Here is a 12174-nt window from a genome sequence, read left to right on the forward strand (position 1 = left end):
GCGTTTGACAATTCCTGTGTTTACTGATGTTTTCATTACACTAAAGTTTTAGTGTATCGATATTTCAGGACGAGACATAATTTTCATATAAAAGCAGTTAAAGAAACATTCTTCAACTGCTTTTTCTTTTAAATGTTTATCTTGAAAATGAATTAGTAACTCTAGACTTTGTTGAAAGCCATATTTTTTACTTTATTACTGACACTTTTTTTTAGTTGTCAATCAAGTGACACTAAGGAATTAAAATTCGTCACATTAGAGGCTTCAGGCAAATCAATTAATGCCAGTTATGACTTCTGTTCTGTTGTAGCAATAAAACATGAATACTCTTACAGAATAAACACATGGGAATTTATCGTTAATGATTCTATCAAAATAGCAGAAGGTCCTTATATAAATACATTAGTCACTATTGATGATCATGGTGGGTGTCCATATTCTTTTTTTACAGATTCAATTGCTATTGAGAAATGGTCATTTTGGGATTTAAAAGGACATCGTATTTCTCCTAATCAAAGGTTGAAAAACATAATTACATCTAAAGACACACTATGGACTATGATAGATCTAAGTGATTCGTTTTGAATAAAACTTTTCTGGGTACGCTTTCGCGAAAGCGAGCTTGCGAGATTCACGACCAAAAAGGGAGAGCGCAGCGTTAAAGCGTACTTAGGAGATTCACTATCAAAAGAGAGAGCGTAGCATTAAAGTATACCCAGAATTTATATACGTAAATAAATAGACTGCATGAGAACATCTAATTCCTGCTTCGTAAAGTAGTACATTTAACAGATGTATAAACTAGATACACTCAAAGAGCTAAGATTACTTATCCTTTTAATAACGACTACTTTTATATGTATGGGGTGTTCTAGCCAAGACTATACCTACATACTCACAAATAATTCATCTAAAAAATGGATTCTTAAAGAACAAGAAGGTCCTATCCAAAATAAAGAAATTGGTATTTGGGGTTTGAATAGAGCAATGATTGATCCTGATATCATTACCATTTTAGAATTCCAATCTGAAGATCAGATGATCAAACATTCTTTCTGTCCATCACTAGAAGATTATAATAAAAATACACGTTGTATTCATATTAATGGAAATTGGTTGATTGAAAAAGATCAAATTGAATTAACAGTAAAATTATTCGAAAATTATAAGTGGGTCATCTCTTCCATTAGTAAAAACGAACTTACAATAGAAATACTAGATAAAAACGACAACGTTTATATCAAAGAAACGTATAATAAAATGGACTAATCTTTTAATTTCACTTAACGATAGATGCTATCCTAATGAAGAAGTATTAGGAATACCTCCTCTTTATTCAGATACAGTAGCTATACTTGAATTTCCACCAAATGAGCTAATTTCCGGATCTACTCCTGAATAATTACCTCCTATTATTTGTTTTTGAATAAGAGTTTCTAACTGTTTTGTTGAACTAAGTGATTTTAATAATATATCTATCGTTTTCATAATGTCAATTGTTTTATATATATAACGCGCTATTGGTTATACTATTTTGTTTTACCTTGCTTTTTTGTTATGAAAAAAGAAATTACTTCCAGAGAAGATATTCATCTTCTTGTCACTACTTTTTACAGTCGCATTCGTAAAGACGTATACCTCGCTCCTATCTTTGAAAGGCATATTCAGGATTGGAATGAGCATATAGAACACCTCACTGATTTTTGGGAAGCACAGCTCTTTTTTAAAAAGAAATTTACAGGAAATCCATTACTAAAACATCAGCAAGTAGATGCTAAAGAAGCATATACTATTAACGAACAACATTTTGGTATCTGGATCAATCATTGGATACAAACCATCGATGATTTGTTTACAGGAGAAAAAGCAACAACGCTTACAAACAGAGCACGTAAAATTGGAACCTTCTTACACGTTGGTATGTTTAATGTAAGACCAAAACAATAGGTTTATAATGTTTCGGCTTTCTCTACAATTGTATCATAAATTTTTTCAATAAAATCTGAAGTAACAAAAGGTTTTAAAATATAACCATCCATCAATTGTCTATTGATTTTATCTTCTATTTCTTCAGTAGAGGTCGCTGTTAATGCAATAATAGGCGTTTGATCTCCATTTTTTCTAATGATTTTTGTAGTTTCATATCCATCTAATTCAGGCATATGAATATCCATTAAAATACAGTCAAATGAAGTTTCTTTAATAAGATTGATCGCTTTCTCTCCTGAGTCTACTGCCTGAGAAGTAATATCATACTGATCTAAAATCTTCTTAGTTACAAGCAAATTAATTTTATTATCATCTACCACCAACACCTTCTTATGTGCTAATCCTTTGGTTAAATCTTTAAGATCTTCATCTTTTATAATAGCTTTACTACTCTTAGATACTTTTAATTCAAAGCTAAAGGTTGCCCCTTTGCCTTCTGCACTATCTATCATTATCTCACTTTCCATAGCGTCTAACATTCTCTTTACTATAGAAAGTCCTAACCCAGTTCCTTTAAAAGATTTTTTTGTCTTAGAATGTTCTTGATAAAATTCTTCAAATATTTTTTTCTGACCTTCCTTAGAAATACCAATACCATCATCTTCTATAGCAAAATAAAGTGTCACCTCATCTCCTATGGTTTCTATCAATTTCACCCGAATTGTAATCGTACCATTACTTGTAAACTTAATAGAATTAGAAATAAGATTGATTAATATTTGCGAAAGCTTTAGAGAATCTCCTACTAAGACTTCTGGAATGGTTGCATCATATGCTAACTGTACTTTATTATGGCTATCACTAATTGCATACTCTAAACTTTCTATGATATCTAAAACCAAATTTTTAGGTCTAAATTCTAAAAACTCTAAGGTCATTTTTCCTGCTTCAACTTTATTCAACTGAAGGACATTATTGATAAGAGATAATAAGTGGTTTCCTGAAAAATTAAGAGATTCAAGATATTCTTTATGACTACTATTCACGTTCTCTTTTAGTAATAATCTAGAGAGTTCAATAACAGCATATAAAGGTGTGCGAAGTTCGTGACTAATTTCTGAGTAGAATTTACTTTTTACATTAGATAAATATTCTGCTTCTTCTTTTGCAATTTTGAGTTGCTTATTTTTATTAAATATGGCATACACTGCCAGTAAAAGTATACTACTAACGATAATAAATATAATATTAGAAACCCGTGTTTTTTTAAAGGCTATCGCTTGTTGTTCTTTTTCTTGGTTGGCTAAAAAAAGTTTTTCTTCATTATCCTTATTACGAAACTTAGTCTCTATTTCTTTAGCAATTTCTAATTCTCTAAATGTATAGATTGTATCTGCTACCTGAGTATATTCACGTAATGCAAGAAAAGCATCTTTATAGTTTTCTTTTTGAGAATAACGTTCGGATTGAGTTCTATACAAAGTAGCTAGAATTCCATAAAAATCATATTGCTTTGCGTAGGAAACACTCTCATTAAAATAGAAATTGTAATTGTTAATATCGTCTATTTCAAAATACACATCACTCAGTCTCATATACAAATACCCCAAAATAGATCTTCCTTTTACAAGGGTAGATTCTTTAGAGAGTTCATACGCTTCAGAATAATACACAAGAGCATTGTCATAGTCCTTTTCTACATTATGTAAGTGCCTTGCATAATTATAAAGTGGATATATGATTTCATCTTTATTCTGAGAAGTTCTTCCTAGACTTATTGCTTCTTTAAAATAAATATTTGATGTTGAGATACTATCCAACTCACGATATGTGACACCAATATCGCTAGTTACCTTTATAGCATTTCCAACATTACCAGATTTTAAAAAGTAATCTCTTGATTTAAATAGGTAATCAAAGCACAAACGAATATTACCCGTATTGTAATATGAGTTCCCAATTACATTATATGCCTTGGCTTTTAAATGATCGTTATTGGTTTTGGTCGCATAATCAATTACCTGATCAGAAATTTTAATGGCTTCTCCATAATCAAATTGATCAAACATGTTATAAGCACGCTCTACTTCTTTGTACATAGAGTCTATGATAACACTATCTTGGACTTGAGCATTCATAAAACTATAGAAGCTCATAAGAAAAGTACATAGTAAATACGTATATCTCATTAATTAAGTTGGTTGTAAGTCTCTGTAATTTAAGTAAGATTCATTAGAAACCTTTTTATCTTCCTTAAATTGTTTCATAATAAAATAGTGACGTTAACATTCGTTAACCATTTTTTATTGCATTCTTAGTTACTTTTGAAAAAACAGTTCCATGAGAAATTATCTTTTTTTACTTTTTTTAAGCATTACAACATTTGTAAGTAGCCAAGTCGCAAGTATCCCATTTGAAAAAGAAGGACTCGTTTATATACCTGTCAAAATTGGAGAAAAAGAAACGCCGTTAACTTTTGTATTTGACACGGGTGCTTCTACAGCTGTTATAGATAAGACCGTAGCCAAACGCATAGGGATCAAAGCAGACACAAAACAATATGCAACAGGAGCTTCTGGATCTCAGGAATATGAAATTGCTTTAAATAGGACACTCACTATTGCTAATTTAGATTTTAATCGATTAAATTTTGTACTGGTAGATCTTGAGGAGTTAAACAATCGTTCTAGTATGCAAATAGATGGTATTATAGGCTATGACGTTATTAAAGAATTTGTGACTGAATTTGATTTCGCTGAAAAGCAATTATATCTTTACAAGAAAGCAAAAGATATCAAAGATATTGCGGATTATACTGCGCATGATATTAAATTAGAAAACGCCATCCCAAGAGTAACACTAGAATGCACCTTTCTAGATGGATCAAAAATAACAGGTGATTTTCTATTTGATAGCGGAGCTAATCTAGGCATTCTTTTTAATACTCCTTTTTCTGAAAAACATCAACTAGAAGATAAATTTGATAAAAAAATAACCATTTCATCTAGAGGACTTACAGCAACTTCTACTTCTATAGTCGGGTTGACAAAAAGTGTTTCTTTGTTAGGAAATACCTTTACAGAAGTGCCTATTAGCCTTTCTCAATCTAAACGAGGTGTAAGCTCACAAAAAGGCTTTGCTGGTATCCTAGGTGCAGAGATTATTAATCGTTTTGATATGATTCTAGATTATAAGAAAAAGAAGCTTTACTTAAAACCAAATAGCTATTACAAAGATGCATTTGAAGTTCCATTGGTAGGTTTTACTATAAAAAAATCAGGAGAAAACATTGTAATAGGTGATGTTATTAAAGATACGGAAGCTGCTACTAAAGGAATTCAGAGTGGAGATCAATTACTTGCTATAAATGGAACAGCACATACAGATTTAAAAACGTATAGAAAACTTCTAAAAAAAGAAGGACAGACCATACGCATTCAACTTAAAAAGTCATCTGGAAAAGAAGATGAAATCGAATTAAAACTAGAGCGTTTATTATAAACCTATATAAAATTCAACGGCAACACCTTCTCCCTGAGAGAGAGAAGACTGGGATGAGGGTTTTATCTAGCCTATACTATTCCTTCAATATCTAAGAGAAGGCTGAAAATGAGGAAAATATAGCTTATTTATACTGCTTTCCGTGTTTAATCACAATATCCACATCTTGTAAAAGACTGATATGACGTAACACATCTCCTTTTACGGCTATAATATCAGCAAACTTACCTTCGGTTACAGTCCCTACCTCATCAGCAACACCCATCCATAAAGAAGGCCAATAAGTAGCACCTCGTATCGCATACATAGGATCGATACCAAACTCATTGACCCAAACGTCCAACTCGTTCCATGTAGACTGACTATGAAATTTCATAGGAATACCGCTATCAGTACCAATCATAAGTACAACACCCGCATCCAGCAATTGATTAATCTTAGTTTCTAAGGTAGGCTTACGCACAGGAGTTAATTGAAAATAAGGCAACCTATCTTTATGTGTAAAACTATTTTTAATATCAGCAACAATGGTGTCATGTAACCCACGATGCCAAGAATCATTATCCAAATGCTCGCCGTGATCACGTACATACTCGTAATTATATAACCCTTCTACGGTAGGACACCAAAACAAAGGTCCTAAATTCATTTGTGCAGTACGTGCTTTAATCGCATCCATTACATCATCTGGATATCTCGGCGCAGATGAAAGTCCCGTATGCTCAAAACAATCAGCTCCTGCTTTTAAACCTGCTATAATCTCCATAGGACGATGTCCATGCGCTACTACTTTTAATTGATGTTTATGAGCTTCATCTACCACTGCCTGAAGCTCGGCTGTAGTCATTTGATCTTGATCTATGAGTTTAACACAATCTACTCCTGCATCGGCGAGGCGTTTTACTTTTTTACGCGCATCATCAGGACCATTTACTCCCCATCGAAATGCCTCTGTTCCTGGATACGGTTTCTTCTGAATAAAAGGACCAGATACATATAAGGTAGCTCCAGGGATTTCTCCGTTATTAATACGGTCTCGTACTGAAATACTCTCTTCTAAAGGCGCTCCAAGATCACGTGCACTCGTAACACCTGCCATCAATAACTGCTCAGCAGAAGCTGGCATAATCGTATTCTCTAATAAGGGTAAATAGGTTTTATCCCAATACGCATAATCAGCATGTCCATTAATCATGGTATGCACATGCATATCCCATAAACCCGGAAGTACAGACATACCCTCGGTAGAAATCACTTCGGCGCCTTCAGGAATTTTTAATGTTGCAATAGTTCCCACTGCTTTTATTTTTTCCCCTTCTATAAGAATTACACTATTCTTTATAGGAGTAGATCCATATCCATCTATAAGCGTCCCTCCTACTAACGCTTTTACTTGCGCTTGAAGTGAAACAGATCCTAATAAAAGTGCAAAGAGTAATTTTTTCATGGCGGTTATTTTTTCTTAAATATAAAGAAATTAAGAGGACAATAACTAATACGTTTGTATTAGAGATTGCTTTGTTAGATTCAAAAACAACATGATACATACATTTCAAAACGTCATGATGTTAAGCGACCAAGATGTATAATTTGATAGATTATTTTTCTGGATATGATTTCGCGAAAGCGAACTAAAGAATATACTTCTTACAAGCCATTCAAGATTCTGGCGAACAAAGAGTAGTTCGTTTTGTAAAACAATAAATACTATTATTTTCTTTAAAAAGAACCTTACCATATATAAGCTCTTTTTAAGCATATATCAAAAAAGCCATCTCTCTTGAGATGGCTTTTGTATGATACATAAAGGATAAGCTTAGTCTATAAGACTTTCTAGCGTACCTCTATACGTAGCTGTAATAGCAGTATTTCCTGGACCTACTAAGTCTACTTCGATAAGTTGATTATTTCCTGTTCCAGAAACTGTCACAGTACCACCTATTGCGTCAAAGAAAATACCGTTATCTGTTTCTATGTTATAATTAAGTATTCCTTCTGCAGCTACCCATGTAAATGCTTCACGTGTTTCAGAAAATGTATATACTCCAGGAGTAAGACCTGTTGCACTATCTGAATTAAGATCTAAATAAATCGTAGCACCCACACCTGTAGCCGTTTGTGCATTAATATCTATCGTAAACCCATCAGACAATAAATCAACATCCCAATCAAAGCTTCCATTTCCATTATCCCCAAATGACGTTAAAAACCCTCTTTCTACAGTAAAGTTTTCTCCATCAATAGTCATTACATTTTCAGAACCATTATCATTATCATCATCACTTTTACAAGAAACGAATACAAGATTAAATGCTACAAAAGCAAGTACAAATAGTTTTAAGTTTTTCATTTAGTTTAATTTTTGATTTTAAAAGGCGCGAAAATAAATGTATACACTAAACGAGCATAGTACTTTAACACTCTTTTTTAGAAGTTCATAACAAAACCTATATCATTTTAGAAAGGTTTATTCTCTATACGCTGTATATAGTCATTTTGATACAATTTTCGCGAAAGCGAAAATCACTTAATCATTTTAGGTTTTTATTCATGATATGCGATGAACTGGCAATAGAACACTTAGATAAACCAACTTATCTTTCAATAAGAAGGTCTCGACTACGTCCTTACATAGAAATTTATACGAAGTACTTCGATAAACTCAGTATGACATCTGTTAATAAAAGCGTCATTCTGAATTTATTTCAGAATCCCATACCGTGATAACACACCAAAATTCAAAACAGAATAAGATGAGATTCCTTTTCTAATCTCCATATACTATTTTCTTTAAATACGCTTTCGCGAAAAGCAATACAGAAACGTATCCTGAACACTTCAATAAGTTCAGTGTAACATTTGTAAAAGAAAGCATCATTCTGAACTTGTTTCAGAATCCCATACCATAATGACACACTAAAATTCGAAATACATTAGTTTAGATACTCTTCTCATATTTGACCATTTCGATTCAATTTTCGCGAAAGCGAAAATCATTTAATCACCTTAACTATTCCATTTTCACTTCAAAATAGAGTAACACTCTAATGTAGAGTAGTACGCTATTTTAGTCTAATCTCTGTTAGCACACTACCTATCTAGTTCTCACCTCAAGCGCAGTCGAGAGTTTGAACAAGCCTAATCATCTTGTACTAAGAAGATTTAAACACTCTTTCCTATTCTCAATTCTTAAAACAGTTAATTAACAGATATTAGGAAAACAAAATCGTTAGTAACACAAGAATCTTTCATACGAATTCGTTACTTTTAAAGTTAACTAATTTTTCTAACGCCAAATGAAGATTAAAAAATTCTGGAAACGAATTTTACTAGCATTCATAGTAGTTCCTATACTTGTAGTAGGAGGGCTTATACTCTATATTCAAAGCAATCAATCTGAAATTATTAAAGGAGAGATCGCAAAGCTAAACCTAGAACACAAAGGGCTTATTAGTGTTGGAGAAAGTGAACTATCCCTTTTTGGTAACTTCCCGCACATCTCTATCAAAGTAAATGATGTACAAATTTTTGAAACCAAAGAAGACAATGCCCCCATCATCATGGACGTAAAAGACATCTATGTAGGCTTTAACCTATGGGATGTTGTCAATAAAAACTATGACATTCAATCAGTATTAATTGAAGATGGCATTTTTAACATTATCATTCACGAAAACAATACTACCAATATTCAAAACTCCTTAGCAAGCACTTCTGAAACAGAAAGTCCTTCTATGAATATTCATCTTAAAAAAATCAAATTTAAAAACCTAGATATCCATACGTTAGATGAAGCCACTAATACCGATGTCGAAAAATTCATATACGCAGGTACAGGTGGTTTTAGCCGAAAAGATAGTATCATCGCTGGGCATATAGACACCCATTTTGAATTGAATGTCATAAAAGATAGTGACACTACTTTTATTCGTCAAAAGCATTTTGAAATTAATACAGATCTTACTTTTAATGAACATACCGGTATTCTTGAGATACAACCATCAGGGATTTCAATGGAAAATGGCGACTTTGAATTAGAAGGCAGTATAGACACACAAAATGATGTAGACCTGGATCTGTCTATAAAAGGAACAAAGACCAATTTTGATATGCTGATTGCTTTTGCGCCAGCAGATGTAATTCCTGTACTAGAAAAATACAACAATGCAGGTAAAATTTATTTTAATGCCAGTATTAAAGGTCCTGCAAATAAAGGAAATAGACCAGCGATCAATGCCAGTTTTGGCGCAGGAAAAGCCTTCTTAGAAAACACAGAAAAAAATAAGAAGATAGATAACCTAGGCTTTAATGGTCATTTCACCAACGGAGAAAACAGAGATACCAATACCATGGAGTTTTCCCTAAACGATATCACTGCATCATTAGAAAAAGGAGAGTTTAAAGGCTCTATTTTTGTCAAAAACTTCGAATCTCCAGAAGTAGAAATGCAAGTAGATTCCAATTTCAATCTTGACTTTATCGTAGATTTTTTTGAACTAGACCAAGTACAAGATGCCTCTGGACAAGTTTCATTAAAAATGAATTTTCACGATATCATTGATATTGACAATCCCGAAAAAGCATTACAAAAACTAAATCAAGCCTATTTTGCAGAGCTCATCGTAAAAGATTTAAATGTTGTTTCCAAAGAACTCCCCGTTTCTTTAGACAGTTTGAATGTAAACTTAGTCATGAATGGCAAAGAAGCAACACTTAAAAAATTTGAACTCTTAATGGGAAAATCAGATCTATCCATTACTGGTTTTCTTTCAGACTTACCAGCGATTGTACATCATACCAGTATCCCTGTAAAAGCCCATTTAGACATTACTTCTACCCATTTGGATATTGCAGAACTTACCCGTTTTTCTGTACAAGATTCTACACAAACAGGTATTGACGAACAAATAAAAGACTTGAGTTTAGGGCTTTCTTTTAACGCTTCCGCGAAAGATTTTACAGAATCTGACTATTTACCAAAAGGGGAATTCTTTATTGATAGCCTGTATGCAGACTTAAAACATTACCCACATACACTACACGATTTTAATGCCGATGTATTTATAGACACCAAAGACTTAGAAATTATCGATTTCACAGGCTTTATAGATGATAGTGATTTTCACTTTAATGGACTCATACATGATTATGCCTTTTGGATGCAACCTGAACTGAATGGAGATGTCTATTTAGATATCAACCTCACATCAGATATGTTACGACTGGAAGACCTCTTCTCCTACAAAGGAGAAAACTATGTCCCAGAAGACTATAGACATGAAGAGTTAGATGACTTGGCATTGCATTTTTCATCGAGTATGCATTATAAAGACTCTGTATTACATTCCATCGATCTAGGTTTAGATAAGTTGAATGCCAAAATGAAAGTACATCCCCTACCCTTTGATAATTTTAGAGGGAATATCCATTACGAAGACGACCACATTGTCATTAAAGACTTTCATGGAGAAATAGGAACTACCAATTTTAATTTCGATCTCAACTATTACCTAGGAGAAGATCTACAAATCAAGAAAAGAGATAATTATCTCGCTGTAAAAGCAAATTATATTGACTTTGATGCACTATTCAATTTTGAACTAAGTCCACCAACAACACCAACAGAGGTCGTAAGCACTACAACCGATGATGTCAAAGAACATGCAGAAGCCTTCAATCTCTATGAACTGCCATTTACAGACATGCAATTCAAGGCAGATATCGGACATTTTATATACCACCGAATCGATCTTCAAAATATAAAAGCCGATATACGAACCACCCCTAACCATTACATCTATATAGATACACTAGATATGAATGCCGCTGGAGGAAACATCCGATTAAGTGGTTATTTTAATGGTAGTGATCCTAAGCATATCTATATGCAACCCGACTTGGTAATGACCAATGTAGATTTGGACAAACTACTCTTCAAGTTTGAAAACTTTGGACAAGACCATCTCGTTTCAGAAAATTTACAAGGTAAACTCACATCTCAAATCAAAGGCAAGATTAGAGTATACCCAGATATGACACCAGATCTGGATCAATCTACCATAGAAATGGACGTCAAAGTATTAAACGGGCGATTAAAAAATTACGACCCTATGCTCGCACTTTCGGATTATATGGGTGATAAAAACCTCCAAAACATCCGATTTGACACCCTACAAAACAACATAGACATACAGAAAGGAACCATCAATATTCCTATGATGACTATCGAATCTACCATAGGTCATATGGAATTATCAGGTACCCATGATAGCGATCAAAATATTGATTACTACCTACGTATTCCTTGGAAAGCCGCACGAAAAGCCGCTTGGCAAAAACTATTTAAAGGCAAAAGAGACACCCTTGTAAACCCAGAACAAGAAGATGCCATTGTAGCCATAGACACCACCAAAAAAATCAGGTACCTCAACCTAAAGATCAAAGGCAACATCGATGACTACAAAATCTCATTAGGCAAGAAAAAAGAAAAGGAGTAAATACATTATTTAACATCACCCTGAATTCATTTCAGGGTCTAACAAGCTTTTATCGTCATTCTGAACTCGTTTCAGAATCTCAAACACAATCACCTATAGACTCTCTTCTCTCTTCTCTCTTCTCTCTTCTCTATAATCTATATTCTCTTTTTAAAATTCGCTTTCGCGAAAAGATATAATGAAGCATAGGTTTATAATGAGCTTACCGAAGTATTAAAATAAACTTCGTCACTTGAGCAACAAGCAG

Annotated in this window: 9 protein-coding genes; 5 read left to right on the top strand and 4 right to left on the bottom strand. The window is 33.2% G+C overall.

Annotated elements, in window-relative coordinates:
* Nucleotides 1-171: 171 nt before the first annotated feature.
* Nucleotides 172-585, top strand: coding sequence for a hypothetical protein (locus tag Q1A01_RS13945; protein ID WP_299681969.1), 414 nt, complete (start codon nucleotides 172-174; stop codon nucleotides 583-585).
* A gap of 207 nt (nucleotides 586-792) precedes the next feature.
* Nucleotides 793-1269 (top strand): hypothetical protein, encoded by a 477-nt coding sequence (locus Q1A01_RS13950; protein WP_299681971.1) that lies wholly within the window; start codon nucleotides 793-795, stop codon nucleotides 1267-1269.
* 63 nt (nucleotides 1270-1332) lie between these two features.
* Here the strand turns inward: Q1A01_RS13950 and Q1A01_RS13955 are convergent, their stop codons facing one another.
* The gene (locus Q1A01_RS13955; RefSeq protein WP_299681973.1) at nucleotides 1333-1488 is read right to left on the bottom strand and encodes a hypothetical protein; all 156 of its coding nucleotides are present in this window, start codon (nucleotides 1486-1488) and stop codon (nucleotides 1333-1335) included.
* A gap of 69 nt (nucleotides 1489-1557) precedes the next feature.
* Between Q1A01_RS13955 and Q1A01_RS13960 the strand changes: the two genes are divergently transcribed.
* A complete protein-coding gene (locus tag Q1A01_RS13960) occupies nucleotides 1558-1947 on the top strand; it encodes a group III truncated hemoglobin (RefSeq protein WP_299681975.1) in 390 nt (129 codons plus the stop codon).
* A gap of 2 nt (nucleotides 1948-1949) precedes the next feature.
* Here Q1A01_RS13960 and Q1A01_RS13965 read toward each other — a convergent pair whose 3' ends face one another.
* A complete protein-coding gene (locus Q1A01_RS13965) occupies nucleotides 1950-4085 on the bottom strand; it encodes an ATP-binding protein (protein ID WP_299681977.1) in 2136 nt (711 codons plus the stop codon).
* Between the two features lie 184 nt (nucleotides 4086-4269).
* Between Q1A01_RS13965 and Q1A01_RS13970 the strand changes: the two genes are divergently transcribed.
* A complete protein-coding gene (locus Q1A01_RS13970) occupies nucleotides 4270-5430 on the top strand; it encodes an aspartyl protease family protein (RefSeq protein WP_299681979.1) in 1161 nt (386 codons plus the stop codon).
* Between the two features lie 124 nt (nucleotides 5431-5554).
* Here Q1A01_RS13970 and Q1A01_RS13975 read toward each other — a convergent pair whose 3' ends face one another.
* Both Q1A01_RS13975 and Q1A01_RS13980 read right to left on the bottom strand, forming a co-directional pair.
* Nucleotides 5555-6877, bottom strand: a complete 1323-nt coding sequence (locus Q1A01_RS13975) for an amidohydrolase family protein (RefSeq protein ID WP_299681982.1) — start codon at nucleotides 6875-6877, stop codon at nucleotides 5555-5557.
* Between the two features lie 369 nt (nucleotides 6878-7246).
* Entirely contained in the window at nucleotides 7247-7780 is a 534-nt protein-coding gene (locus Q1A01_RS13980) for a hypothetical protein (RefSeq protein WP_299681985.1), read from the bottom strand.
* Nucleotides 7781-8726: 946 nt separating this feature from the next.
* Between Q1A01_RS13980 and Q1A01_RS13985 the strand changes: the two genes are divergently transcribed.
* Nucleotides 8727-11927 (top strand): AsmA-like C-terminal region-containing protein, encoded by a 3201-nt coding sequence (locus tag Q1A01_RS13985; protein WP_299681988.1) that lies wholly within the window; start codon nucleotides 8727-8729, stop codon nucleotides 11925-11927.
* The last annotated feature ends 247 nt before the right edge of the window (nucleotides 11928-12174 follow it).

It is taken from the genome of uncultured Dokdonia sp., from assembly GCF_947492815.1.
In the GTDB taxonomy this organism is placed as follows: domain Bacteria; phylum Bacteroidota; class Bacteroidia; order Flavobacteriales; family Flavobacteriaceae; genus Dokdonia.